This window comes from Mycobacterium sp. 050272 (assembly GCF_039023525.1).
Lineage (GTDB): Bacteria > Actinomycetota > Actinomycetes > Mycobacteriales > Mycobacteriaceae > Mycobacterium.
Map to the genome: position 1 here is coordinate 70,408 of NZ_JBCHKV010000016.1, position 25,380 is coordinate 95,787.

Annotated in this window: 22 protein-coding genes; 13 read left to right on the top strand and 9 right to left on the bottom strand. The window is 67.5% G+C overall.

The window, feature by feature from the left end; all coding sequences use genetic code 11:
• Positions 1 to 35 precede the first annotated feature (35 nt).
• The 8 genes from AAHS21_RS24715 (at position 36) to AAHS21_RS24750 (ending at position 9,274) form a co-directional block, all read left to right on the top strand.
• Positions 36 to 3,020 (top strand): bifunctional [glutamine synthetase] adenylyltransferase/[glutamine synthetase]-adenylyl-L-tyrosine phosphorylase, encoded by a 2,985-nt coding sequence (locus AAHS21_RS24715; RefSeq protein WP_342930172.1) that lies wholly within the window; start codon positions 36 to 38, stop codon positions 3,018 to 3,020.
• Complete coding sequence (locus AAHS21_RS24720) at positions 3,017 to 3,661, top strand: hotdog domain-containing protein (protein ID WP_342930173.1); 645 nt, start codon at positions 3,017 to 3,019, stop codon at positions 3,659 to 3,661. Before AAHS21_RS24715 ends, AAHS21_RS24720 begins: the two co-directional genes overlap by 4 nt.
• On the top strand, positions 3,658 to 4,518 hold the full coding sequence (locus AAHS21_RS24725) for a TIGR03619 family F420-dependent LLM class oxidoreductase (protein ID WP_342930174.1): 861 nt from the start codon (positions 3,658 to 3,660) through the stop codon (positions 4,516 to 4,518). Before AAHS21_RS24720 ends, AAHS21_RS24725 begins: the two co-directional genes overlap by 4 nt.
• A gap of 33 nt (positions 4,519 to 4,551) precedes the next feature.
• Positions 4,552 to 4,773, top strand: coding sequence for a hypothetical protein (locus AAHS21_RS24730; protein ID WP_342930175.1), 222 nt, complete (start codon positions 4,552 to 4,554; stop codon positions 4,771 to 4,773).
• A gap of 61 nt (positions 4,774 to 4,834) precedes the next feature.
• Positions 4,835 to 6,289 carry a hypothetical protein gene (locus AAHS21_RS24735; protein ID WP_342930253.1) on the top strand — a complete coding sequence of 485 codons (1,455 nt, stop codon included), beginning with the start codon at positions 4,835 to 4,837 and terminating at the stop codon, positions 6,287 to 6,289.
• Positions 6,290 to 6,415: 126 nt separating this feature from the next.
• Positions 6,416 to 7,813: an FAD-binding oxidoreductase gene (locus tag AAHS21_RS24740; protein WP_342930176.1), complete on the top strand. Its 1,398-nt coding sequence runs from the start codon at positions 6,416 to 6,418 to the stop codon at positions 7,811 to 7,813.
• Positions 7,814 to 7,867: 54 nt separating this feature from the next.
• Positions 7,868 to 8,479 (top strand): TetR/AcrR family transcriptional regulator, encoded by a 612-nt coding sequence (locus tag AAHS21_RS24745; protein WP_342930177.1) that lies wholly within the window; start codon positions 7,868 to 7,870, stop codon positions 8,477 to 8,479.
• 177 nt (positions 8,480 to 8,656) lie between these two features.
• Positions 8,657 to 9,274 (top strand): hypothetical protein, encoded by a 618-nt coding sequence (locus tag AAHS21_RS24750; protein WP_342930178.1) that lies wholly within the window; start codon positions 8,657 to 8,659, stop codon positions 9,272 to 9,274.
• Between the two features lie 61 nt (positions 9,275 to 9,335).
• On the opposite strand, the gene glnA is transcribed toward AAHS21_RS24750, so the two are convergent.
• The gene (gene glnA, locus AAHS21_RS24755; RefSeq protein WP_342930179.1) at positions 9,336 to 10,772 is read right to left on the bottom strand and encodes a type I glutamate--ammonia ligase; all 1,437 of its coding nucleotides are present in this window, start codon (positions 10,770 to 10,772) and stop codon (positions 9,336 to 9,338) included.
• A gap of 233 nt (positions 10,773 to 11,005) precedes the next feature.
• Between glnA and AAHS21_RS24760 the strand changes: the two genes are divergently transcribed.
• On the top strand, positions 11,006 to 11,422 hold the full coding sequence (locus AAHS21_RS24760) for an RDD family protein (RefSeq protein WP_342930180.1): 417 nt from the start codon (positions 11,006 to 11,008) through the stop codon (positions 11,420 to 11,422).
• A gap of 6 nt (positions 11,423 to 11,428) precedes the next feature.
• Here AAHS21_RS24760 and AAHS21_RS24765 read toward each other — a convergent pair whose 3' ends face one another.
• From AAHS21_RS24765 to lipB, 3 genes are read right to left on the bottom strand one after another with little or no spacing between them, the layout of a single operon-like run.
• Complete coding sequence (locus AAHS21_RS24765) at positions 11,429 to 12,181, bottom strand: DUF4191 domain-containing protein (RefSeq protein WP_342930181.1); 753 nt, start codon at positions 12,179 to 12,181, stop codon at positions 11,429 to 11,431.
• Between the two features lie 43 nt (positions 12,182 to 12,224).
• Positions 12,225 to 13,163 (bottom strand): lipoyl synthase, encoded by a 939-nt coding sequence (gene lipA / locus AAHS21_RS24770; RefSeq protein WP_342930182.1) that lies wholly within the window; start codon positions 13,161 to 13,163, stop codon positions 12,225 to 12,227.
• Positions 13,160 to 13,849, bottom strand: coding sequence for a lipoyl(octanoyl) transferase LipB (lipB, locus tag AAHS21_RS24775; protein ID WP_342930183.1), 690 nt, complete (start codon positions 13,847 to 13,849; stop codon positions 13,160 to 13,162). Before lipB ends, lipA begins: the two co-directional genes overlap by 4 nt.
• A gap of 212 nt (positions 13,850 to 14,061) precedes the next feature.
• Between lipB and AAHS21_RS24780 the strand changes: the two genes are divergently transcribed.
• Positions 14,062 to 15,426, top strand: a complete 1,365-nt coding sequence (locus AAHS21_RS24780) for an HNH endonuclease signature motif containing protein (RefSeq protein WP_342930184.1) — start codon at positions 14,062 to 14,064, stop codon at positions 15,424 to 15,426.
• Between the two features lie 4 nt (positions 15,427 to 15,430).
• On the opposite strand, the gene AAHS21_RS24785 is transcribed toward AAHS21_RS24780, so the two are convergent.
• The gene (locus AAHS21_RS24785; RefSeq protein WP_342930254.1) at positions 15,431 to 16,342 is read right to left on the bottom strand and encodes a TIGR01777 family oxidoreductase; all 912 of its coding nucleotides are present in this window, start codon (positions 16,340 to 16,342) and stop codon (positions 15,431 to 15,433) included.
• A gap of 15 nt (positions 16,343 to 16,357) precedes the next feature.
• The gene (gene sucB / locus AAHS21_RS24790; protein WP_342930185.1) at positions 16,358 to 18,142 is read right to left on the bottom strand and encodes a 2-oxoglutarate dehydrogenase, E2 component, dihydrolipoamide succinyltransferase; all 1,785 of its coding nucleotides are present in this window, start codon (positions 18,140 to 18,142) and stop codon (positions 16,358 to 16,360) included.
• Positions 18,143 to 18,339: 197 nt separating this feature from the next.
• Here sucB and AAHS21_RS24795 point away from each other — a divergent pair, with 197 nt between their 5' ends.
• A complete protein-coding gene (locus AAHS21_RS24795) occupies positions 18,340 to 20,106 on the top strand; it encodes an SDR family oxidoreductase (protein WP_342930186.1) in 1,767 nt (588 codons plus the stop codon).
• A 19-nt stretch (positions 20,107 to 20,125) separates the two neighbouring features.
• Here the strand turns inward: AAHS21_RS24795 and AAHS21_RS24800 are convergent, their stop codons facing one another.
• The gene (locus AAHS21_RS24800) at positions 20,126 to 20,464 is read right to left on the bottom strand and encodes an aminopeptidase (RefSeq protein WP_342930187.1); all 339 of its coding nucleotides are present in this window, start codon (positions 20,462 to 20,464) and stop codon (positions 20,126 to 20,128) included.
• A 161-nt stretch (positions 20,465 to 20,625) separates the two neighbouring features.
• Here AAHS21_RS24800 and AAHS21_RS24805 point away from each other — a divergent pair, with 161 nt between their 5' ends.
• Positions 20,626 to 21,090: an SRPBCC family protein gene (locus AAHS21_RS24805; protein ID WP_096288683.1), complete on the top strand. Its 465-nt coding sequence runs from the start codon at positions 20,626 to 20,628 to the stop codon at positions 21,088 to 21,090.
• A 3-nt stretch (positions 21,091 to 21,093) separates the two neighbouring features.
• Positions 21,094 to 22,686, top strand: a complete 1,593-nt coding sequence (locus AAHS21_RS24810) for an NAD(P)/FAD-dependent oxidoreductase (protein WP_342930188.1) — start codon at positions 21,094 to 21,096, stop codon at positions 22,684 to 22,686.
• A gap of 7 nt (positions 22,687 to 22,693) precedes the next feature.
• Here the strand turns inward: AAHS21_RS24810 and AAHS21_RS24815 are convergent, their stop codons facing one another.
• Positions 22,694 to 24,241, bottom strand: a complete 1,548-nt coding sequence (locus AAHS21_RS24815; protein WP_342930189.1) for a leucyl aminopeptidase — start codon at positions 24,239 to 24,241, stop codon at positions 22,694 to 22,696.
• Positions 24,242 to 24,272: 31 nt separating this feature from the next.
• Positions 24,273 to 25,376 (bottom strand): adenylate/guanylate cyclase domain-containing protein, encoded by a 1,104-nt coding sequence (locus tag AAHS21_RS24820; RefSeq protein ID WP_342930190.1) that lies wholly within the window; start codon positions 25,374 to 25,376, stop codon positions 24,273 to 24,275.
• Positions 25,377 to 25,380: the final 4 nt, after the last annotated feature.

The following is a 25,380-nucleotide window of genomic DNA, read 5'->3' on the forward strand; positions in this document are numbered from 1 at the left end:
GTTGGTCTGAGAGATCGGCAGCTTGCGCTACCGTTTTGGTCGTGACCAGACCCACGACCGAGCGCCCCCGGCTGCCCAGCGTCGGGCGGCTCGGTTTGGTCGATCCACCCGCCGGTGACCGCCTGGCACAACTGGGCTGGACGGCACACGACGACAAGGCGCACGTCGACCTGTTGTGGTCGTTGTCGCGTGCACCCGATCCGGACGCCGCGCTGCGGGCATTGGTTCGGCTCTCGGAGAACCCCGACACCGGTTGGGACGAGCTCAACACCGCACTGCTCAATGAGCGCAGTTTGCGGGGGCGGCTGTTCTCGGTGCTGGGCTCGTCGCTGGCCCTCGGTGACCATCTGGTCGCAAACCCGAAGTCGTGGAAGCTGCTGCAGGGCAAGGTGAAATTGCCGACGCGCGAGGAGCTGCACGAAGCGTTCATCGGGTGTGTCGAAGACGCGCTGGCCGTGCCGAATTCGCTAGTGCCACGGTTGTCCACGTTGTACCGCGACCATCTGCTGGTGCTGGCGGCACTCGACTTGGCGGCGACGGTCGAGGACGAGCCGGTAGTGCCGTTCACCGTGGTCGGCGCCCAGCTGTCCGACACCGCCGACGCCGTGCTGGCGGCCTCGCTGCGGGCCGCCGAGGCGACCGTGTGCGGCGACAAGGCCCCGCCGCGGCTGGCGGTCATCGCGATGGGCAAATGCGGTGCCCGCGAATTGAACTACGTCAGCGACGTCGACATCATTTTCGTCTCCGAGCAGGCCGACTCGCTGTCCACCCGGGTAGCCACCGAGATGATGCGGGTCGCGTCGACCGCATGCTTCCAGGTGGATGCCGGCCTGCGCCCGGAGGGCCGCAGCGGTGAGCTGGTCCGCACCGTCGAATCGCACGTCGCCTACTACAAGCGGTGGGCGAAGACGTGGGAGTTCCAGGCGCTGCTGAAAGCCCGCGCCGCCGTGGGCGATGCCGAACTGGGCAAGCGCTACCTCGACGAGTTGATGCCGATGGTCTGGATCGCCTGCGAGCGCGAGGACTTCGTGGTCGAGGTGCAGGCCATGCGCCGGCGCGTCGAGCAGCTGGTGCCTTCCGAGGTCCGCGCTCGCGAGCTCAAGCTTGGCAGTGGGGGACTGCGCGATGTCGAGTTCGCTGTGCAGCTACTGCAGTTGGTGCACGGCCGCGGCGACGAGTCCCTGCACGTGGCCTCCACGGTCGACGCGCTGGCCGCGCTGGGCGAGGGTGGCTACGTCGGCCGCGAGGACGCCGCGAACCTGACCGCCTCCTATGAGTTTCTGCGGCTGCTCGAACACCGGCTGCAGCTGCAGCGGCTCAAGCGCACGCACCTGCTTCCGGAGGCCGACGACGAGGAGGCGGTGCGCTGGCTGGCGCGCGCGGCCCACATTCGCCCGGACGGCCGCCACGACGCGGCCGGGGTGCTGCGCGAGGAACTCAAGCACCAGAACGTGCGGGTGTCCCAGCTGCACGCCAAGCTCTTCTACCAGCCGCTGCTGGAGTCGATCGGGCCGCCCGGCCTGGAGATCTCACACGGCATGACGTCGGAGGCCGCCGAGCGTCAGCTGGCCGCGCTGGGCTACGAGGGGCCGCAGACCGCGCTGAAACACATGTCGGCGTTGGTGAACCAAAGCGGCCGCCGCGGCCGGGTGCAGTCGGTGCTGCTGCCCCGGCTGCTGAACTGGATGTCGTATACGCCGGATCCCGACGCCGGACTGCTGGCCTACCGGCGTCTGTCCGAGGCGCTGGCCTCGGAAACCTGGTACCTGTCCACGCTGCGCGACAAGCCCGCGGTGGCCAGGCGGCTGATGAACGTGCTGGGGACTTCCACCTACGTGCCGGACTTATTGATGCGCGCGCCCAGGGTGATTCAGGACTACGGCGACGGGCCGGCGGGGCCGAAGCTGCTCGAAACCGAGCCCGCCGCGCTGGCGCGCGCGCTGGTCGCCTCTGCGGCCCGGCACCACGACCCGGTCCGCGCCATCGCCGCCGCGCGCACGCTGCGACGCCGGGAGCTGGCCCGCATCGGATCGGCGGACCTGCTCGGCATGCTCGAGGTTCGGGACGTGTGCCAGGCGCTCACGTCGGTCTGGGTGGCCGTGCTGCAGGCGGCCCTGGACGCGCTGACCCGGGCCAACCTGCCCGAAGACGGCAAGGCGCCGGCGACGATTTCGGTGATCGGCATGGGCAGGCTGGGCGGCGCCGAACTGGGCTACGGCTCCGACGCCGATGTGATGTTCGTGTGCGAACCGACCAGCGGCGTCGAAGATTCCGCGGCGGTCAAGTGGGCGACGCCGATCGCCGAGCAGGTTCGCACGCTGCTCGGGACACCCAGTGTCGACCCGCCACTGGAAGTCGACGCCAATCTGCGACCCGAGGGTCGCAGCGGCGCGCTGGTCCGGACCCTGGGTTCCTATACCGCCTACTACGACCAGTGGGCCCAGCCGTGGGAGATCCAGGCGCTGCTGCGTGCGCACGCGGTGGCTGGCGACCCTGATCTGGGCCAGCGCTTCCTGCTGATGGCCGACAAGACCCGCTATCCACCCGACGGTGTGTCCGCCGAGGCGGTGCACGAGATTCGCCGGATCAAGGCCCGTGTCGAGTCGGAACGATTGCCGCGCGGCGCCGACCCCAAGACCCACACCAAGCTGGGCCGCGGGGGACTGGCCGACATCGAATGGACGGTGCAGCTGCTGCAACTGCAGCACGCGCACGAGATCCCGGCGCTGCACAACACCTCGACGCTGGAATCGCTCGACGTCATCGCCGAGACGGGACTGGTTCCCGCCGACGAGGTGGAGCTGCTGCGGCTGGCCTGGCTGACCGCCACCCGGGCGCGCAACGCCCTGGTGCTGGTGCGGGGCAAGCCGACCGACCAACTACCGGGGCCCGGACGTCAGCTCAATGCGGTCGCGGTCGCGGCGGGCTGGCACAACGATGATGGAAGTGAGTTCTTGGACAACTATCTGCGGGTGACGCGACGTGCAAAAGCGGTGGTGCGCAAGGTGTTCGGGAGTTGAGTCAAGGAGCCGGCGCGTTCGAGGCAATGTTCGAGGTGCTCAGCACCGCAGAGGCTGACCGGGTGACGGGTCTGTACGCGCCGTTGGCCGACGCGGTTCGCGAACTCATCGACGCCACCATCCGGACCGAGGCCGATGAAGACGTCGTCGCCAAGGCGCGCAACGAGATCGAGGCCGTCACCCGGTTGCTGCGCGAACGGACCCGGCCGGTCGGCGTCAACTTTCGGGTGGATGGCCGTCCGCTGCCGTTGGGCAACGCCGTCGTCGGTGCGTGCAATCCGATCGCGCCGCCGGTGGTCGTCCAACACGACGGAGACGGACGCTGCCACAGCGAGTTCGTGCTGGGAACCGCCTACGAGGGCCCGCCCGGTTTGGTGCACGGCGGCGTCAGTGCACTGGTGCTCGACCACATGCTCGGCGAGGCGGCCAGCGACGGATTGTCCAAGGCGCGCTTCACCGGAACCATCAGCGTGAAGTACCTGCGCGGCACCCCGTTGGGCCCGTTGCGTTGCGATGCGTGGATCGACCACGCCCAGGGCGTCAAAGTCTTTGCGAAGGGCACTATTTCGGATGCGGAAGGGGTGACCGTGCAGGCCGAGGGCGTCTTCATCGAACCGGCGTGGGCGCGGGACGGCCAATGAAGTTCTACGTCAGCAGTGCGTTTTTGAACACCCGGGAGATCGTCGAGATCGCCAAGGCTGCCGACGAACTCGGCTACGACGGCATCGGTATACCCGATCATGTGGTGAACCTGGAGACCCTCGAGACGCCATACCCGTACACCAAAGACGGGCAACGGCGCTGGCAGCCGTTTACGGATTGGCTCGACCCCTGGGTGCTGGCCGGCGCGCTGGCCCAGGTCACCACTCGGCTGCGGTTCGTCACCACGGTCTACATCCCCGCGATGCGCAATCCGTACTCGGCGGCCAAAGCCATTGGCACCGCGGCTGTCTTGGCGTCGGGACGCCTTGAGCTCGGCATCGGAGTCGGCTGGTGCCGTGAGGAATTCGCGCTGATGGGCGAACAATTCGACCGCCGCGGCAAGCGCACTGACGAGATGATCGAATTGATGCGCGCGCTGTGGTCGCCGGGCTGGACGGAGTTTGACGGCGAGTTCTACCAGACGCCGCGCCTGGAGATGCAACCGACTCCGCCGCCGATACCGGTCTACGTCGGCGGGCTCAGCGATGCCGCATTGCGCCGAGCGGCGCGCAACGACGGTTGGATCGGCGACCTGATCAAGACCGAGCATGCGATCGAGGCGGTCGGCAAGCTGCGTGAACTGCGCGCCCAAAACGGTTTGAGTATGCAAGATTTCACCATTCTCACGCCGCTGACCGACGCCTTCACCACCGCTGACTACCAACGCGTCGCGGACGCCGGTATTACCGGCATCATCACGATGCCGTGGATGTTCTACTCCGGACCCGAGGCGACGCTCGACGACAAGATCGACGGCCTGCAGCGCTTCCGCAAGGATCTCGCGCTCGACGGCTAGACGGTGAGTTCGGTCGCGGCCATACTCGAACGCATGCCTTTCACGGTGGTGTTCAGCAACGGCGAACCGCGCGACTACGGCGCATTCGACAACTACGAAGTCACGGATGCGGGCGTGTTGGTCATCGACATGCATCGTGAGGACGTCAAGCGCCACTACATCGCTCCCGGAAGTTGGCTCGAGCTTGTCGACATGGCCGACGGGCAGCCCGCAGGCGCATCGCGCGGAATCTTGGGTGTCAGGCCGGCACGTTAGAGATCTGAGCTCTGAAAGGGAGGACGTGAGACATCAGAGGTACGTCGCGGCGGTCGTTGCGATGACCATCGGCGTGGTTGCCGCGGCCTGCAGCTGCTTGCTGTGCGCGCCGTCCGCCATGGCCGACACCTACACGGATCAAGTGGTGGCGCGCTTCGACGCGCACACGCACGTGGTGGCGGACTCGGCGGGCAGGCCGCCGCTGCAGAACGCCGACCAGCTCAACCAGCAGATCCTGACCACCCGTTGGGCCTGGAGCAGTGCGCCACCGCTGTGGGTTGCGGCCGTTGCGCCCGACCAGACCGGGGTGACCACACCGGACGCCATCCACGACGTCATCCTGGGTCGCAATCCCGAATTCAGCGGCGTCATCCTGGTCATCGACGCCAAGGGTTACCACGTGCGCGCCTATAACGTGCCGAAGCCCGTTGCCGACAACGTCGATCCACTGCTGAGTCAGTCGGCCAGAGATCACCACAATGATCCCTTCGGTGCGACCAGTGAGTTCATCGGGAGGCTGGCCGACGTCAATGTGGCATCCGGTTCACACGTCAACACGTCTCCCGTGTCGAGTCAGAAGCACACCAGCTGGACGTGGCTGTGGACGATGTTGATCGTCATCGGCGTCGTGCTGGCGTTGGTGGGTCTGATCGTATTCGCCGTGAGCCGAAACAGTAAGCGCCGCAGGGACGCCGAGGCGCAAGACGAAATAAAGCAAGAGTTGATCAACGCCGAATCCGGCGTCACCGATATCAACAATGCGCTGGTCACCGACGGCGATGTCGATGTAAGTGCCGAGGCGACGAAGGCTAACTCCAGCCTGTACGAAGCGCGTCACGCCTACCAGTCGGGTGACTACTCCGCCGCGCGGGCGCACCTGCGGGTCGTGCAGGCGACGGTGGCCAGGGCCTACCAGAAGCTGTACCCGGACGCCAAACCCGATGTGAACGCCGTGAATTCAGTCGCGATGGCGGACCGCAGGCAGGCGAGCGTGCGGACGACCAACCCGGAAACCGGTCAGAGCGTGACGATCGCCAACAACAACTACAGCACCTCGCCGCAACCGGGATACTCGCACTACTACGGCGGCGGTTATTACAACGGGATGTTTTTCTATCCGGGCTTTTATCCATACCCGTTCTGGGGACCGGGCTGGGGGTGGGGGATCACCGATGTCCTGTTGATGGATGCGCTCCTGGACGACCGTTGGGGCGGCAGCTACGAGCGAGGCTTCGAGGCGGGTCGCGACTCAACATGGACGGATAGCGGCTACAGCGGTGGCCAGAACATTGACTACGACAGTCAGCAGGGAAACGTCGGGTTTGACGGAAGCTATCAAAGCTCGGGCGATTCGTATTCCGGGGGTGGCGACGTCAGCTTTGCCGGTGGTAGTGACAGCGGGGGTTACGACTCCGGTGGCAGCGTTGATTTCGGCGGCGGATTCGATTCAGGCGGCGGATTCGATTCAGGCGGCGGCGGATTCGACTCTGGCGGCGGAGGAGACTCCGGATTCTGAGCGCCAGACGCGGCTCAATTCGGGGACGGTAAGAACACCACACCTCGCCCACCGCGCTCGGCTCGCCAAATATCGGTATCGTGATACCGTATTGGGATACCGATAGTGCGAGCGAAAGGGGCTGCGATGACGTCGTGGCGGGACAGTGTCGCGGAACTTCGGAACGCGCTGCGGGGACCGGTCTTCACCGCTGACGATTTGAACTACGACGACGAGGTGGCGGTGTTCAATACGGCGGTGCGGCACCGACCCGCGCTCGCCGTCGCCGCCAGCAACACCGCGGACGTATCTGAGGCGGTGATGTTCGCGGCGCGGCATGGCCTGAACATCGCCGTTCTCAACACCGGCCACGGGCCGACCGTGGCCGCATCTGACGATACGTTGATGATCACCACGGGACGGATGTCCGACATCGTCATCGATCCCGAAAAGCATTGTGCACGAGTAGATGCCGGAGTTCGCTTCGGTCAGCTGGTCGACGCTGCCGCGCTGCACGGGCTGGCTGGACTGCCAGGTTCCTCACCCGGCGTCGGCGTCGTCGGCTACACACTCAGCGGCGGGGCAAGCTCGACGATGGGCCGTAAGTACGGCTGGGCCGCCGATCATGTCAGTGCCATCGACGTGGTGACCGCGGATGGCCGATTGCGTTGTGTATCAGCAGAATCCGAACCCGATTTGTTCGGTGCGTTACTCGGCGGCAAGAGCAACTTCGGCGTGGTGGTGGCGATGGAATTCGCGCTCTTCCCGGTGACACGGTTGTATGCCGGCGCACTGTTCTACTCCGGCGAGCACATCCGGCAAGTACTGCAGGCCTACCGAGAACTCACCGCGTCCGCGCCCGACGAGTTGACGACATCATTCGCGGTGCTGAACCTGCCCCCGTTGCCCAGCCTACCGCCATTCATGCAGGGGCACTTGACCGTAGCGGTGCGGGTGTCGTATGTCGGCGAAGCCCAGACTGGCTCGAAGCTGATCGACCCGCTGCGCGCGGCGGCGCCCACGCTGGCGGACACCGTGGCCGACATCCCGTACACCCAGTTCGCCACCATCAGCAACGACCCAACCGATCCCGCGCCCGCGGTCGAGCACTTCGGACTGCTTCGAGAACTGACCGGCGAGACCGTCAAAGCCATCGTCGACACGGTCGGGCCCGAATCCGGCAGCACGATCAACATCGTCGATATCCGGCATTTGCAAGGAGCTTTCAGCAGACCAGCACCATTCCCCAATGCGGTGGGTGCCCGCGACGCCGCGTATGCGATGTTCGGTCTTACCGTCGTGCCGCCGGGACAAGACGTCGCGTCCTACCGTGACTCGGGCCGTGAACTCCTTGCGGCACTGCGTCCTTGGCTGCACGAGATGACCAATCCAAGCTTCGTCGGACCGGCCGACATATCCGGGGGCCGTATCAGGCGAGTCTACGAGCCCGAGGTGTATGACAAATTGCAGACGGTCAAACAACGCTACGACCCGTACAACAGATTCCGGCTCAACCACAACATCCCGCCGCGTTCCGCCGCCTAGGGCGCGCCGAGACGGCTGGCTTGTCCGGGCCCGGTATTTCCGTACCATACAGAAATGGCTGTCGAACGTCGAACACGCCGGGCCGGGGGTGCACGCCGAAACGCGGCCGTCGAAGCCGCCGCCGGGGTGCTGGCGGAGCGGGGCTATGAAAATGCCCGTTTTGCCGATGTCGCACGGGCCAGCGGTACGGCGATCAGCACGCTGCAGAACTACTTCGGCTCACGCGAGGACATGCTGATCGAGGCGATGCGACATGCGACCGAAGTCGAGGTGGCCGCGCTCGAGGCCGTGGCCGACGCCGAGAAAGACCCGTGGAACCGCCTGGTCGCGATGATCGACCGCAACCTCAATACGCCGCTGCGCAACCACCAGATGCTGATCGAGTTCTGGCGCTCGGGCATCCGCGACGGGGAATTGCGGGACTACGGAGAAGAGGGCTGGGCCCGTTACCGGGCACCGTTTCTGCGCACCGTGATCGAGGGCCGTGACGCCGGCGTCTTCACGCCGGCGATCGCGGTGGAGGACGTCGTCGATCTGCTGTTCGCCACGATCGTCGGCGCCATGATTCCGCGGGTGCTGCGGTTTCCCAGCCCCTCGGCCGACCGGTTCCGGACCGCGTTGCTCCGGCAACTCGCTGTGACGCTCGGGCGCCCCGGATACGAGTAGGCCGGCGGTCCACCGGCGGGATCCACTCCCGACGTCGGCGAACGGGGGATTACCAGCGGCCGAAAACTCCGCCATGTCGCTACCTGGTTTTGTTGTGCGAGCTAGTTTTTCGCGCAAGCGACGGTAAGCATCCGACTTTGCTGCCGCGCCTCGGACAGCACAGCGAAGGATTGCCACATGAGCCGCACACTCATCAACGGTCTCGCGTTCGCGGCCTGCACGGCATTGGCGGCTGGTGCGATCATGGTGGCGACCGACCCGATCGCCGGGGCCGACCCGTCGAAGGATCCGAACCCCACCCCCGCGCCTGCGGCGACATCGAAGCAGCCGCCGGCGTCGGCCGGGGCCACGCCGTCGCCGGTGCCTGCCGAGCCGGCGCCGAAAAGTACTCAGCAGCAACAGCAACAGCAGGCCACTCAGCAGCAGGCGACGACGCAAGCACAGCAGCCGCAGGGGCAACCGCAACAGCAGCAGGCGACACAGCAGCAGGCCGCGCCCGCGACTCAGACTCCGAAGGGTGCTCCGCCGCCGGCCGAGGCGGCCGAGGCCTCGCCTCAACCGGCGGCCCCGGCCCCGTCGCGGCAGGCTCCCGATGGCTCCGGTCCGCTCGCGGGCAATGGCCCCGGCTCGGGCCCCCTCGCCGGTGACGGGCCCGGTCCCGCCGCTGGCCCCAGCGCCGGCCCTGGTCCCGGCCAGGGGCGGTTGGGCTCCGGTCCCGGTGCCGGCAATGGTCCCGGCCCGGGCGGCGGTGGTCCCGGTCCCGGCGCCGGTCCCGGCCGCCGTGGCAGGAATTGACCCGCATCGACGACAACACCCGCGCGGCGATTGCCACGCGGGTGTTGTTCGTTAAGCCGACTTAGACGTCGTAGTACAGCGCGAACTCGTAGGGGTGCGGCCGGATCTGGACCGGCAGAATCTCGTTCTCGCGCTTGAAGTTGATCCACGTCTCGATCAGGTCGGGCGTGAAAACGCCTCCCTCGGTGAGGTATTCGTGGTCCTCTTCCAGCCGGTCGATCACCGCGGACAGCTGGGTGGGCGCCTGCGGGATGTTGGCGGCCTCTTCGGGCGGCAACTCGTAGAGGTCCTTGTCGACCGGCGCCTGCGGCTCGATCTTGTTCTTGATGCCGTCCAGGCCGGCCATCAGCATGGCCGCGAATGCCAGGTACGGGTTGCCCGACGAGTCGGGGCAACGGAACTCCAGGCGCTTGGCCTTCGGGTTGCTGCCGGTGATCGGGATACGCACACACGCCGACCGGTTTCGCTGGCTGTACACCAGGTTGATCGGGGCTTCGTAGCCGGGCACCAGCCGCTTGTAGGAGTTCACGGTCGGGTTGGTGAATGCCAGCAGCGACGGCGCGTGGTGCAGCAGTCCGCCGATGTAGTGGCGCGCCGTGTCCGACAGCCCGGCGTAGCCGGTCTCGTCGTACATCAGCGGGCTGCCGTCCTTCCACAACGACTGGTGGGTGTGCATGCCGGAGCCGTTGTCGCCGAACAGCGGCTTGGGCATGAAGGTGACGGTCTTGCCGTTCTGCCACGCGGTGTTCTTGACGATGTACTTGTACAACTGCATGTCGTCGGCCGCGTGCAACAGGGTGTTGAACTTGTAGTTGATCTCGGCCTGACCGCCGGTGCCCACCTCGTGGTGGCCCTTCTCCAGGCTGAAGCCCGCCTTGATCAGGTTCGACAGCATCTGGGCGCGCAGATCGACGTAGTGGTCGACGGGGGCCACGGGGAAGTACCCACCCTTGGGGCGCACCTTGTAGCCGCGGTTGGGGCTGCCGTCTTCTTCGGTAGGCGAGCCGGTGTTCCACCAGCCGGAGATCGCGTCGACTTCGTAGAACGAGCCGTTGGTGCGCGAGTCGAAGCTCACCGAGTCGAAGATGTAGAACTCGGCCTCGGCGCCGAAGTAGGCCGTGTCGGCGACGCCGGTGCTGATCAGGTAGTTCTCCGCCTTGCGGGCGACGTTGCGCGGGTCGCGCGAGTACGCCTCCAGGGTGAAGGGGTCGTGCACGAAGAAGTTGAGGTTCAGCGTCTTGTGTTCGGTGAACAGGTCGATCTGTGCGGTCGCGGGGTCGGGCAGGAGCAACATGTCCGACTCGTGGATCGACTGGAAGCCGCGAATCGACGAGCCATCGAAGGCCAAGCCGTCTTCGAAGATGCTCTCGTCGAAGAACGAAATCGGAATCGTGAAGTGCTGCATGATGCCGGGCAGGTCACAGAACCGGACGTCGACAAATTCGACGTTTTCGTCCTTGGCGAGTTTGAAGACGTCATCCTGCGTCTTTTCGGTCACTGATTGCTCCTTTGCTTGGTAATCCGCGGCCTGACGCTATGAAGATGATGTTGCCCGCCCATCAACCCCGTGTTGCGCGGAGGTTACGTGACCACGCGTCCCACAGATCGGAGTGGAGCAACGGCGGGTTCTATTGTGAGGCCCATGGACCGCAAAATCGTATCTGGTCGGCCGCGCGGGCGCAGCAACCCGTCCCTGCCGTCGGCGGCCGGCTCCGACGCGACGAAGGTGCGATGATGCCGGAGTCGCGCCCGGCGTACCCCGGCGAGACCCTCGGCTTGCCGAAGAGCGGCCCGGGCTCACTGGCGTCGATGGGACGCCGGCTCGCCGCATTGATGGTCGACTGGCTGATCGCATACGGTCTGGCAGCGCTGGCGATGGCATTCGGCATGTTCTCCGAACGGATGTTGTCGACGGCGGTGCTGGTGATCTGGTTTCTGCTCGGTGTGGTGGCCGTGCGGCTGTACGGATTCACCCCGGGTCAGCTCGCGCTCGGCCTTCGGGTGACCGCGCTGGACGGACGCCTGGGCGTGGGCCGCGTGGCGGCGCGCGGGCTGCTGGTCGCCTTGGTGGTCCCGGCGTTGTTCACCGACTGGGACGGGCGGGGCATTCAGGACCGGGTGACCAACACCGCCGTCGTCCGGCGTTAGCCGCGCCTACTTGCGGCGCACCGTGCGCTGTACGCCCCGCATCTTGCCGGCGTTGGGCAGTGGCCCCTTCGGCATCACGGCGGCCCCGGCGCGCGACCCGAGCGCAGTCAGCCGCGACTCCAGGGTGTCCATCTGCTTGACGCTGATGTTGGCCGGCAGCTTGGTCAGGTGACGCTCCAGCTTGGACAGCGCAACTTCGCCCTCGCCGTTGCCGACGACGATGTCGTAGATCGGGACGTCGCCGACCAGTCGTGCGGTGCGCTTCTTCTCTTGGGCCAGAAGCGGTTTGACGCGGCTCGTCGCACCCTCGCCGACCAAGATGACGCCCGGCCGGCCGATCACCCGGTGCACCGCGTCGAAGTGGCCGGTCGCGGCCACCCCGGGCGTGACCCGCCACTTGCCGCGCAGGTTGTCCAGCACCCAGGCTGCCGCGCCGGTTTGCCCCTCCGCCTGGCGGTAGATCGATTTCTGGGCCCGGCGCCCGAAGATGATGAACGCCACCAGCGCGCCTAGCACCACGCCGAGCGGGATCAGGGTGAACATGGTGAACCCGCCGACCAGCACACCGACCGTCGTCGAGACGGCCACGATCAGGACGAAGGCGCCGATCATGTAGGGGAGCAGGCGCTTGTCCTGCTTGCGCTGCACGTTGAACGCCTGCCACAGCTGGCCGCGGCGCTCTTTGGCCGCGGCCTTGCGTTCGGCGGCCGCCGCTGCCCGGGCGGCCTTGTTCTCGGCGGTAGTGCGGGGTTTAGCCATAATCACCAAGGATACGAGGCGGCGGGTTACCGGCGGCGTCGAGTTACCCCAGGATGTCGGAGGCGCGGCTACGTACCACCTGCTCGTAGAGCCGCCCGGCCCGATACGACGATCGCACCAGCGGCCCGGCCAGCACCCCGGCGAAGCCCAGCCCCTCGGCGTACTGCGCGAACTCGTCGAACTCCTCGGGCTTCACCCAGCGCTGGACCGGGTGGTGGCGCGCCGACGGGCGCAGGTACTGGGTGATGGTGACGATGTCGCAGCCGGCGTCGTGCAGATCGGCCAGCGCGGTGCGCACCTCGTCGGACGTCTCGCCGAGGCCGAGGATCAGGTTGCTCTTGGTGACCAGTCCGTCCTCGCGTGCTGCGGTGAGCACGCCCAGGCTGCGCTGGTAGGTGAACGCCGGCCGAATCCGCTTGAAGATACGCGGGACCGTTTCGACGTTGTGCGCCAACACTTCTGGGCGCGCCGCGAACACCTCCGCCAAGCGGCCGGGCTCGCCGTTGAAGTCGGGGACCAACAGCTCGACGCCGGTCGACGGGTTGAGCTCCTTGATGGCGCGCACGGTTTCGGCGTACAGCCACGCCCCGCCGTCGGGCAGGTCGTCGCGGGCGACGCCGGTGACGGTGGCATAGCGCAACCCCATCGTCCGCACGCTTTCGGCGACGCGCCTGGGCTCGTCGCGGTCCAGCTCGGCGGGTTTGCCGGTGTCGATCTGACAGAAGTCGCAGCGGCGGGTGCACTGGTCGCCGCCGATCAGGAAGGTGGCTTCCCGGTCCTCCCAGCATTCGAAGATGTTGGGGCAGCCGGCCTCTTCACAGACGGTGTGCAGCCCTTCGCGTTTGACCAGGCTTTTGAGCTCGGTGTACTCCGGTCCCATCCGGGCCCGCGTCTTGATCCAGGGCGGCTTGCGCTCGATCGGGGTCTGCGCGTTGCGCACCTCAAGCCGCAGCAGTTTGCGGCCTTCCGGAGCGACAGTCACATTGCTGATGCTACGCGGGCGGCGTCCGGTGCCCCCACCGGTAAGACCCCGTCCAGGGCGTCGCACACCGCCGCGGCGACGGCCGCGCGGACCTGGTCGACGGTGACGGTGCGGCCGAGTTCGGCGGACAATGACGTCACCCCGGCGTCGGTGATGCCGCAGGGCACGATGGCCCCGAACGCGTTCAGGTCGCAGTCGCAGTTGAGCGCGAATCCGTGCAGGGCGGTCGCCCGGGACACCCGCACGCCGATCGCGGCGATCTTGCGCGCGGGCTGGCCGGGCAGCCAGACGCCGGAGCGGCCGTCGACCCGGCCCGCATCCAGCTCCAGATCGCGACACGCCTTGATCAGCGATTCCTCAAGGCGCCGAACGTAATTCACCACATCCAGGGGCTCGGCCAGACCGATCACCGGGTAGCCGACCAACTGCCCCGGCCCGTGCCAGGTGATCTTGCCGCCACGGTCGGTGTCGACGACGGGAGTGCCGTCCGCCGGTCGTTCGTGCGGCTCGGTGCGCCGCCCGGCGGTGTAGACCGCGGGGTGCTCCAGCAGCAGCAGGGTGTCGGCACCGCCGGCGACCCTGGTGTCGGCCAGGTCGCGCTGTAGTTGCCAGGCGGTGCGGTATTCGACCGTTCCCAGTTGACGGACGTTGATGGGTGCCGCACTGGACCGGATGGAGCTTGTCACGTTGGCGAGGTTACGCCCCGGGTGAAATTCTCGCGGATCCAGTGTCATGCCGGCGGGACGCAACTTGGCGCGGTGTTCGGACCAAGCGCTGTTGTGCCCGCCTCGCAGCGACAATCGCCGTGAGTGCACACTCGTCAAATCTCTTGTGCCACTTGTGTTTCTGTAGTCACATTGCCGGGTTTTTTGTCGGTGGGTGCCGATAGTTTCGGGGTATGAGTTCAGCAGTGGCCATCGACGAGGACGCGGCGTTTGATGCCTTGGACGCGGCCCTCGAGATGGTGCTCGGGTTGGACTCGGACATGCTGGACACCCGCGAACGCCTGACGAGACTGCAACGCTACGAAAACATGCGCCGACGCCTGTCCGCCGGTGAACACCCGCTGATCAACCAGCTCCAGCAGGAAGCCACCCCGGCGGAGTTGGGCGGCAAACTCTCCCATGCCATCGCGGACTGGACCTTGATCAGCCGCGCCGAAGCCGGGAGGCGGGTGCGCGACGCCGCCGACCTGGGTGAGCGGCGCGCACTGACGGGCGAGCCGCTGGCGCCGGTGCTGGCCGCCACCGCCCAACGAGCCGGAAAGCTGGGGACCGAACATGTCGCGGTGATTCGCCGCTTCTACCACCAGCTGCCGGGCTGGATCGACATCGAGACCCGCACCCACGCCGAAGCCGACCTCGCCCGCCTGGCCACCCAGTATCGGCCCGATCAGCTCCTCGGCTTCGCCGAGCACCTAACCGATTGCTTGAACCCGGACGGCAGTTTCACCGACGACGACCGGGCCCGCCGCCGCGGAATAACCCTGGGCAAGCAAGGGGCCGACGGCATGTCGGCCCTGGCCGGCTGGCTCACCCCGGAAGCACGGGCCACGCTCGAGGCGGTGTTGGCGAAGCTCGCCGCACCGGGCATGTGCAACCCCACCGATGACTCTCCGTGTGTCGACGGCACGCCCAGCCAAGACGCGATCGATCACGATCCCCGCTCCACCGCGCAACGAAATCACGACGGCCTCAATGCCGCCCTGCGCGCGGTCCTGGCCTCCGGAGAACTGGGCCAGCACAACGGGCTACCCGCCACCATCATCGTGTCCACCACCCTGGCCGAACTCGAGGCCGCGGCCGGCCGGGGAACGACTGGCGGCGGCACCCGATTGCCGATCAGCGACGTGATCCGCCTGGCCCGCCACGCCCATCACTACCTGACCGTGTTCGACAAGGGCAAGCCGGTGGCGCTGTATCACAGCAAACGGCTCGCCTCACCGGGGCAGCGAATTGTGCTGTACGCCAAGGACCGTGGCTGCTCAGCGCCCGGATGCACGACCCCCGGCTACTACTGCGAAGTCCACCACATCACCGACTACGCCCAATGCCACGACACCGACATCGACGACCTCACCCTGGCCTGCGGCACCCACCACCGCCTGCTGCAGCCTCGTGGCTGGACCACCCGAAAACGGGCGAACGGCGACACCGAATGGATACCGCCGCCGCACCTAGAACGCGGCCAACCCCGCACCAACACCTACCACCACCCGCAGAAACTGTTACACCACCAGGGAGGCGATCCAGACGTCGCGTAGGGCGCTAGTCCTGGTCTCGCCGCGCGGTGGCATAGGCCAGCGCCTCGCCAATGGTGTTGTGGTGGAACTGAAATCCGGCGCGTTCGAGAGCCGACGGGATGGCACGCTGACCGGTCAACAGCCCCTCGTCGGCGAACTCGCCGAGCGCGGCTCGCACCGCGACGGCCGGCAGCATCATCGGGGTCGGACGGTTCACCGCGCTGCCGAAGGCGGTGGTGAACTCGGCGTTGGTGACGGGTGCGGGCCCGGTCATGTTCACCGGCCCGGACAGCGAAGGGTGCCCGATCGCGAACAGCAGCGCCCGCACTTCGTCCTCCAGGCTGATCCACGACATGTACTGACGGCCGCTGCCCAGCCGGGCGCCCAGGCCGACCGAGAACAGCGGACGCATCCGGCGTAACGCGCCGCCCGCCGCGGCCATCACCAGGCCGGTGCGGGCCAGCACCACCCGGGCACCGCCGTATTGGGCCGGCAGTGTCGCGGCCTCCCAGTCTTCGCAGAGCCGGGCCAGGAAACCCGTTCCCGCGCGGTCGTTTTCGTCGACTACGCGGTCTTTGGTGTTGCCGTAGTAGCCCACGGCACTGGCGTTGATCAGGGTCTCGACGCCGGCGTCGGCGACCGCGGTGGCCAACACCTCCGTCGGGGCGATGCGGCTGTCGCGCAGGCTCTGCTTGAACGCCCCCGACCACCGGCGCTTGCCGACATTGACACCACACAGGTTGACGACGGCGTCGACCTCGGCGAGCGTGTCGGGATCGAACTGGCCGCTTTCCGGATTCCAGTGCAGCTCATCGGGATTCGCCGGCGTCCGGCGCACGATGCGCAACACCCGATGGTCGGCGGCGCGTAGGGCCGCAGCCAAGGCGGAACCGATCAGGCCGGAGGAACCCGCAATCGCGACGACGGGCTTGGCCAATGTGCTCAAGCCTTTCTAAAGACCTAAGTCGGCCTCGAACGCTCCCTCTTCAAGCCGGTGCTTGACCGTGGTGAGGAATCGTCCGGCATCGGCCCCGTCGATCAGCCGATGGTCGTAGGTTAGCGGCAGGTAGCAGATCGAGCGCACGCCGATCGATTCGTTACCGCTCTCGTCGACCACTACCCTCGGGCGCTTGACGATCGCGCCGGTGCCCAGCATGGCGGCCTGGGGCGGAACCAGGATCGGGGTGTCGAACAACGCGCCCTGGCTGCCGATGTTGGTAATGGTGAAGGTGCCGCCGGACAGCTCATCCGGTTTCAGGTTGCCCGTGCGGGCGCGCTCGGCGATGTCGGCGATCGCGCGGGCCAGCCCGGCCAGCGACAGGTCGCCGGCGTTGTGGACCACGGGGGAGAGCAGGCCCTGCTCGGTGTCGACGGCGAAACCCAGGTGCTCGGCGTCGTAGTAGGTGATCTCCTTGGAGTCCTCGTTGTAGCTGGCGTTGATGTTGGGGTGAATCTTCAGCGCGTCGATCACCGCCTTGGCGATGAACGGCAGGTAGGTCAGATTCACGCCCTCACGCTCGGCGAACGACGTCTTCGCCTTCGCGCGCAGTCCCACGATCTTGGTCATGTCGACCTCATGGGTCTGGGTGAGCTGCGCGGTGGCCTGCAGGGATTCCCGGGTCTTCTTGGCCGTGATCTGACGGATCCGGTTGGCCTTCTGCGTGGTACCGCGCAGATGGGCCAGCGCCGGTGCCGGCGCCGGCGAAGCCTTGGCCGCCGGTGCGGCGGGAGCCTGAGCGGCCGAAGCAGCGGGGGCCTTTGCGGCCTCTTGCTTGCGCTGCGCGGCGGCCAGCACGTCCTGTTTGCGGATGCGGCCACCGACGCCGGTGCCCTTCACCGAGGCAAGGTCGATGTTGTTTTCGCTGGCCAGCTTGCGCACCAGCGGCGTCACGTACGGACTGCCGTCGCCCTGGGGCTCGGTCAGCTCGGACGGTGCGGCCTTGGGGGCTGGGGCCGACTCGGGCGTGGGTTGCGGCTTCGGCGCGGGTGGGGCCTCCGGCGCGGGAGTGGGCTTGGGGGCCGGCGGGGCCTCGGCCTTGGGCGCCGGCGCCGGTTCGGGCTTGGGCTCCGGCTTGGGGGCCGCAGGCGGGGTGGCGGCCGCGGCCGAGCCACTGCCGATCCGGGCCAGCTCGCCGCCGACGGCGACGGTGTCGTCCTCGTCTGCGGTGATGCTGACCAGGACTCCGGCCACCGGGGACGGGATCTCGGTGTCGACCTTGTCGGTGGAGACCTCCACCAGCGCCTCGTCGACCTGGACCGAATCGCCGACCTTCTTGAGCCAGCGCGTCACGGTGCCTTCGGTGACCGACTCGCCGAGCTCGGGCATCAGGACCGGGGTCGCGCTGCCGTTGCTCGAACTCGCGGCCTGCGGGGCGGGTGCGGCCTGCGCGGCAGGTTCGGGCTCGGGCTCCGGCTGGGCCTGCGACTCCGGCTGGGCCTCGGGTTCCGGTTCCGGCTCGGCTGCCGGTTGGCTGGGCGTGGCGGAGGCGCCGTTCTCCGAGGCGTCGCCGATGACGGCGAGCTCGCCGCCGACCTCGACGGTGTCGTCCTCCTGGGCGACGATCTTGGTCAGCACACCCGCGGCCGGCGAGGGAATTTCGGTATCGACCTTGTCGGTCGACACCTCGACAAGCGGTTCGTCGAGCTCGACCGTGTCGCCTTCCTGCTTGAGCCAGCGGGTGACCGTCCCCTCGGTGACGCTCTCACCGAGTGCCGGCATTTGGACGGAGAAGGCCATGTCTTTTGACTCCTCGATCGCTCGTGGGTCTGCGCAGGTCAACATCTGACTTACCACACCGCGGTGTCTGCAAGTTGACGTCGAAACTATCCTGTCATTGCCTCCGCGTCGGCACACAACCAGGGCTGACCCGCTTGCTGCGGTGGGCCGAATTGTCAGGGGGCGGTCACGCTAGATCGCGGGGAGGCGGAAGTTCAATGCCGGCAATACAGCAGTTCGTCGACAGCGCGGACGGTGTCCGCATCGCGGTCCACGAGGAAGGCAACCCCGACGGTCCCACGGTCGTACTGGTGCACGGGTGGCCCGATTCGCACGTGCTGTGGGACGGCGTCGTACCGCTGCTGACCCAGCGGTTCCGGGTGCTGCGCTACGACAACCGCGGCGTCGGGCTGTCGGGGTCGCCCAAGAAGGTCTCGTCGTACACGATGGCGCACTTCGCCGACGACTTCGCGGCGGTGACAAATGAACTGTGCCCGAGCGCGCCGGTGCACGTACTGGCTCACGACTGGGGTTCGGTGGGTATCTGGGAGTACCTGAAACGGCCGGGCGCCGCTGACCGGGTGGCGTCGTTCACGTCGGTATCCGGCCCGAGCCACGAGCAACTCGTGGAATACATCTTCAGCGGCCTGCGCCAACCGTGGCGCCCGCGTCGGTTCGCCCGCTCGGTCAGTCAGGCGCTGCGGCTGACCTACATGCTTTTCTTCTCGGTCCCGGTGCTGGCGCCGCTGTTGATTCGGGCGGCCTTCTCGGTGCGCGCGCTGCGGCGGATGGTGGTCGATAACATTCCCGCTGAGCAGATTCATCACTCCCCGAACATGGCCGCGGATGCGGCCAGCTCGGTTAAAACCTATCCCGCCAACTACTTTCGTTCGTTCGCCGTGCGCGGCCAGCCCATCGGTGTCGTCGACGTGCCGGTGCAGCTGATCGTCAACACCCGCGACCAATACGTCCGGCCGTACGGCTACGACGAGACCGCTCGGTGGGTGCCGCGGCTGTGGCGGCGCGACATCCGGGCCGGGCACTTCTCGCCGATGTCGCACCCGCAGGTGATGGCTGCCGCCGTGCACGAGTTCGCGGACCTGACCGACGGCAAGGCGCCCAGCCGTGCGCTGCTGCGTGCGCAAGTCGGCCGTCCCCGCCGGGTCTTCGGCGACACGCTGGTGTCGGTCACCGGCGCCGGCAGTGGAATCGGGCGCGCGACCGCATACGCCTTCGCCCGCGAGGGCGCAGAGCTGATCGTCAGCGACATCGACGAAGCCGCCGTCAAGGAGACCGCGGCCGCGATCGCCGCACGCGGCGGTGTCGCGCACGCCTACGTCCTGGACGTGTCCGACACCGACGCGGTCGAGGCGTTCGCCGAGCGGGTCTGCGCCGACCATGGGGTGCCCGACGTCGTGGTCAACAACGCGGGTATCGGACAGGCCGGCCAGTTCCTGGACACCCCCGCCGAACAGTTCGACCGGGTGCTCGATGTCAACCTCGGCGGCGTGGTGAACGGCAGCCGGGCGTTCGGGCGGCGGTTGGTCGAGCGCGGCACCGGCGGGCACATCGTCAACGTGTCGTCGATGGCCGCCTACGCCCCCCTACAGTCGCTGAACGCCTACTGCACGTCCAAAGCCGCGACGTACATGTTCTCCGATTGCCTGCGCGCCGAACTCGACGCCGCCAACGTCGGTCTGACCACGATCTGCCCGGGTCTGATCAACACGAACATCATCAACACCACCCGCTTCGATGCGCCCGCCGGCAAGCACGACGAACATGTCGACGGCCGACGGGGTCAGCTGGGCAAGATGTTCGCGCTGCGCCGCTACGGGCCCGAAAAGGTCGCCGACGCGATTTTGACGTCGGTCCGCAAGAACAAGCCGATTCGCCCGGTGGCGCCGGAAGCCTATGCGCTGTACGGGGTTTCGCGGCTGCTGCCGCAAGCACTGCGCAGCACCGCGCGGTTGCGGGTGATCTGACCCGCGCGGATCGCTCGGCTCAGGCCGCCGGCGCCCCTTCACGGCGCACCAGCAGTGCACCCGCTATCGCGACGAGCCCGACGATCGTCAAGGGGATGGTCCAGGTCCGACGGGCACCCAGCTCCGACTCGCAGCGCGCCACGTAGTCGGTGTGCGGCACCACCTGGTTGACGATCGGGATGTTGGCCACGCTCTTGTCGTTGGCGTTACGCGCCGCGGTGAGATCCGCGACAACAGCGTTCCCGCACCCCAAAGAACCGCCATTTCCGTCGGACACCGAGACCGGCACCAGCAGCCCGATCACGCCGGCCAGTAGCAGCACGGCGGCCACAGCAAGGATCAACCGACGCACCGTCATGATTCGCCTCCCGTTCGAGTACTGATCGCAGGGAGGTTATCCATCGACAGAGGTGGCTAAACGCCTGAACTGTCCGCCGGCGGCAGCGCGGACGTGGTTGCCGCGCTTGGGCCGCAGCTGCCGGGGTACCCGAGCCGAGACCCCGATACGAAGGACTTCACATGACGTCGAAGGAACAGATGGCCACCAGCCGGGAGGTGCGCGCTTCCCGCCAGCAGGTCTGGGACGCGATGGCCAACGGATGGACCTACACCCAATGGGTGGTCGGCAACAGCCGCACCCGCGCCGTCGACTCGGACTGGCCGCAGCCTGGCTCGGCGATCCGGCACTCGGTGGGCGTGTGGCCGTTGGTGATCAACGACAAAACCGTCGTCGAAAGCTGCACTCCGGGCGAGGAACTGATACTTCGTGCACACCTGGGTGTCCTTGGCGCTGCCCGGATTACGCTGCGGCTCAACGACATTGGCGATGGATGCCGAATCGACATGATCGAGGTGCCCGCGACGGGTCCGATGAAGATCATCCCCGACCGACTGGCGCTCGCGGCCGTCTACCCGCGCAACCGCGAGTGCCTGCTGCGGCTGGCGGCGCTGGCCGAACGCCTTGAGCCGAGCCAGGTCAAGTAGCCCGTGGCCGCAGACACGGCAGACGCGGTCGTCATCGGAGCCGGACACCACGGCCTGGTCGCCGCGTCGATGCTGGCCGACGCCGGCTGGGACGTTCTGGTGCTCGAGGCCCAACCCGAGCCGGGTGGCGCGGTACGCAGCGCCGAGCTGACTCCGGGCTATGTCACCGATCTGTTCAGCTCGTTCTACCCGATGACGGTGGTCTCACCGGCCATGCAGTCGCTGCGGCTCGAAGATCACGGGCTGCGGTGGTCGCGCGCGCCGGCAGTGGTCGGCCACCCGCGTGACGGCGCCGACGATGACCCGCCCATCGTCTACCCTGACGCCGCCCGGACGGCAGCGGAATTCGCGCGGCGATCCCCCGCCGACGGTGACAACTGGTGGCGTCTCGTGGAGTTGTGGCACAAGATCAAGGCGCCGCTGCTGGATGCGATGCTGGCGCCGTTCCCGCCGGTGCGGCCGCTGCTGGGCCTGCTGCGCAGGCTCGGCACGCCCGAAGCGGTCCGGGTCGCGCGGCTGCTGGTGCAGCCGGCCAATGCCATGGCGAGCCAGCTGTTCGACGGTGAGGCGCCGCGAAGGTTGTTGTTGGGCAACGCGATGCATGCCGATGTTCCACCGGACGCGCCGGTCAGCGGCGCGATGGGCTTTCTGATGACGATGCTGGCCCAGGATCACGGTTGGCCGGTTCCGGTGGGCGGCTCCGGGCAATTGACGGCGGCGCTGGTCGCGCGCGCGTGCTCGGCCGGTGCGCGAATCGAGTGCGATCAGAATGTGTCTCGCATCCACGTGCGGGCCGGACGGGCGGTCGGCGTGAGCACCGCGCAGGGACGAACTGTGCACGTGCGCCGCGCGGTGGTGGCCGACGTGACCGCACCCAGATTGTTCTGCGACATGCTGCCGCCCGACGCGGTTCCCGCTGCGCTGCGCCGCGACCTCGCGCACTACAGCTGGGACCCGCCGGTGGTGAAGGTCAACTACGCGCTGGCGAAACCGATTCCGTGGCGAGCGAAAAGCCTGGGCTTGGTCGGCACTGTCCACTTGGGCGCCGACGGGGACGGCCTGATCCGCTGGATGGCAGACCTGAATACCCGCGTGGTGCCCGATCATCCCTACATGTTGTTGGGCCAGACCACCACGGCAGACCCCAGCAGATCACCGGCGGGCACCGAAAGTGTCTGGGCCTACACACATTTGCCGCGGAATGTGGCTGACGACGCTTCGGCGCAGCGGCTGGCGGCATCGATGGACCGGGTCATCGAAGAGCATGCGCCCGGCTTCGGCGCGGCGGTGATCGACCGCTTCGTGCAACGTCCGTCCGACTTGGAGGCCAGCGACGCCAACTTGCACCTCGGGGCGCTCAATGGCGGGACCGCGCAATTGCATCAGATGCTGATCTTTCGTCCGGCGCCCGGAATGGGCCGGGCCGAAACGCCGGTCGAGCGGCTTTATCTGGGCAGCGCGTCGGCGACGCCGGGCGGCTCGGTGCACGGTGCCTGCGGACGCAACGCGGCCCGCGCCGCGCTCGCGGGCGATGGGTTGACTGGCTGGCCGCGCCGTCGGCTCGGCAAGGCCTTCCTCGACCGGCTGACCCGCTAGCCGTTCACTAGCCCTTTTCGCAGATGTCTTCGAGCACCGCGAACATCGTGCGGGTCGGCACCCCGGTGGAACCCTTAGGGGAGTAGCCCCAGGGGCTGCCGGTGTTGAAGGCCGGCCCCGCCACATCGATGTGCGCCCAGCTCACCCCGTCGGCGACGAACTCGCGCAGGAACACCCCGGCCACCAGCATGCCGGCGAAGCGCTGCCCGCTGATGTTGGACAGGTCGGCGACCTGAGACTTCAGGTCGTCCTTGAGCTCGTCAGGCAGCGGCATCGGCCAGCCGTTCTCGCCCACCCGCTGCGAGATCGCGGCTACCCGGTCGCGGAACTCGTCGCTGCCCATCACTCCGGGGATGCGGGCTCCTAGTGCCACCGTCTGCGCACCGGTCAGCGTGGATGTCTCGATCAAATAGTCCGGATAGTCCTCACACGCGCGCACGATGGCGTCGGCCAGGATGAGCCGGCCCTCGGCGTCGGTGTTCTGCACCTCGACGGTGATTCCGCCGTACTGGGTGAGGACGTCGCCGGGCCGCTGCGCGGTCGCCGAAGGCATGTTCTCGGCCATCGGTACGGTGGCGATCACGTCGATCGGCAGTTCGAGCTGCGCGGCCAGCGCGACGGTCGCGATCACCGCGGCGGCACCGCCCATGTCCGAGGTCATGTGATGCATCGAGGCGGCAGGCTTGATCGAAATGCCGCCGGTGTCGAACGTGACGCCCTTGCCGACCAGCGCCACCTTCCTGGCTTGCTTGGGCTTCTTAGCCAGCTTCGAGCCGCGGTGGATCAGGCGCACCAGCCGCGGGGGCCGCGACGAGCCCTGCCCCACCCCGACAATGCCGCCGTAGCCACCCTTTTGCAGCGCCTTGTCGTCGAGTACCTCCACCTCGAGGCCGACGGACTCGCCCAAAGCCTTTGCGCGTTTGGCGAATTCGGCGGGAAACAGGTGACTGGGCGGGGTGTTGACGAAATCGCGCGCGGTGGCGACCGCGGCCGCGACGGCTGCACCGTGGGCGACCTGCTTCTTGGCGTCTTTCGCCGTGGCCAGCACCGTGATCTTGCTCAGCCCTTTGTCTTTGGGCGCGGTCTTCGCGCTGCGGAAGTCGGTGAACCGGTAGCTGCCCAGGATCAGTCCCTCGACCGCGGCGGAGGCCACGTCCTGGCCGGGCAGCTCGGCCAGCGTGGTGATCACCGACTCGGCCTTGCCCAGCGAGCGGCCGGCCACCCCGGCGGCGCGCCGGACGGTTTCGGCGGGCCATTCGGATTGCGGCTTCCCGAGGCCGACGGTGAGCACGCTGGCTACCGGAAGCGACGACACCACCAGACGGTGCACCTGCTCGCTGGCGCCGGTGGCGTCCAGTGCCTGCAGGCCGGCCAGGATCTCGGCGACGGCTTCCTCGGACAGGAAGGGTTCGGCGGCGGCTACGGTCGCGCCCGGCCGGTCTTCGTCACCGGTCGAAACGACCGGCAAGACCAATACCGACGAACCCGCACCGCGTTTAGACAGCGACGTGGCCACAGTGACAGAAGGAGCCTGGTATCCCGGTTCGGTACTCACGCGTAAACACCCTAGTCAACTGGGGTGGTGTCTAGCTCGGCAGCGTCCCCGCACTCAGGTCGAACGCGGGTACCGGGTCGTCAAATCCCTTGAGCGTCAACGGTCCACACGCGACCGCGGGCACGTCGGGCAACTTGTCGCGCAGCTCGGAGGTGGCCAGGATCTGTTCTGGGGCCGCTGCCGCCACGAGTCGGGCGGCCAGGTTGACCGGGTTGCCGAAATAGTCACCGTTGATGGCGACGACGGTGCCGTACGCGAGGCCGGCGCGGACCTGCAATCCTTCGTCACGGGCTTTGGGGTGCTCCACCAGATGAACCGCCGCCCGCAGCAACTGCTCGGGCGCCGAACTCACCCACATCACCTCGTCGCCGATGAACTTCACCACCCGGCCACCGTCGGCATGCACCACATCCGAGACGGTGCCGGCAAACTCGTTGAGCAGATGTGACAGCTGCGCCGGCGTCAGCGCCTGAGTCAGTGCGGTGAAGCCGGACAGATCCGCAAAACCGACACCACACACCACGGCGGCCGACGTGTCGCGCAAAACGCCTTCGAAGTGGGTTCGAGCGCTGGTCAGATGGTGACGGTGCACCACGTCGATCAGGGCGCCGAGCCGGGGGACGAATTCGGCGACGGAGCGGTACGCCTGTGCGGTGGCGAGCTCGTCACGGGTGTGGGTCATCTGGATATCCGGCGTCCCGGCGCGAATCATCGTCGACTCGGCTTCTGCCAACCGGGCCATGGCAGCACCCAGCACCCGCAACAGGCCGAAGGCCCCCTCCTGGCCGACGACCGCCCTGATCGCCAGCCAGGTCGCCAGGGCGTCGACGTCGGCCTGGCTGAGCACCGGAATATCGGGACCGGCGACGGTCAGGCCGAGTAAAGCCCAGGCGCGTGCGACGTCTTCGGCTGATATCCCGAGTTGCTCGGCCGCGGTCTGCACCGTGTAAATCGGTCGCCCCGACCACGACAAAACGTCACCGGCCAAGCCGAACAACCGGCCGCGGAGTTCGGCTTCCGCCATTTCTTCGACCGTGAAGCCAAGGTCGTCCAGGTATTTGATCAAGTCGGCCCGCTCGCGCGCATTCGCTACCCCGGCGGCCTCCAGCGCCTCGAAATCCAGGGAATCGGACACCTAC

Coding starts and splice junctions, on each gene's coding strand:
- AAHS21_RS24725 (WP_342930174.1), top strand. CDS start 3,658: ATGAAGTTCTACGTCAGCAGTGCGTTTTTGAACACCCGGGAGATCGTC.
- AAHS21_RS24780 (WP_342930184.1), top strand. CDS start 14,062: ATGAGTTCAGCAGTGGCCATCGACGAGGACGCGGCGTTTGATGCCTTG.
- AAHS21_RS24795 (WP_342930186.1), top strand. CDS start 18,340: ATGCCGGCAATACAGCAGTTCGTCGACAGCGCGGACGGTGTCCGCATC.
- AAHS21_RS24730 (WP_342930175.1), top strand. CDS start 4,552: ATGCCTTTCACGGTGGTGTTCAGCAACGGCGAACCGCGCGACTACGGC.
- AAHS21_RS24760 (WP_342930180.1), top strand. CDS start 11,006: ATGATGCCGGAGTCGCGCCCGGCGTACCCCGGCGAGACCCTCGGCTTG.
- AAHS21_RS24750 (WP_342930178.1), top strand. CDS start 8,657: ATGAGCCGCACACTCATCAACGGTCTCGCGTTCGCGGCCTGCACGGCA.
- AAHS21_RS24745 (WP_342930177.1), top strand. CDS start 7,868: ATGGCTGTCGAACGTCGAACACGCCGGGCCGGGGGTGCACGCCGAAAC.
- AAHS21_RS24740 (WP_342930176.1), top strand. CDS start 6,416: ATGACGTCGTGGCGGGACAGTGTCGCGGAACTTCGGAACGCGCTGCGG.
- AAHS21_RS24735 (WP_342930253.1), top strand. CDS start 4,835: ATGACCATCGGCGTGGTTGCCGCGGCCTGCAGCTGCTTGCTGTGCGCG.
- AAHS21_RS24800 (WP_342930187.1), bottom strand. CDS start 20,464: ATGACGGTGCGTCGGTTGATCCTTGCTGTGGCCGCCGTGCTGCTACTG.
- AAHS21_RS24805 (WP_096288683.1), top strand. CDS start 20,626: ATGACGTCGAAGGAACAGATGGCCACCAGCCGGGAGGTGCGCGCTTCC.
- AAHS21_RS24765 (WP_342930181.1), bottom strand. CDS start 12,181: ATGGCTAAACCCCGCACTACCGCCGAGAACAAGGCCGCCCGGGCAGCG.
- sucB (WP_342930185.1), bottom strand. CDS start 18,142: ATGGCCTTCTCCGTCCAAATGCCGGCACTCGGTGAGAGCGTCACCGAG.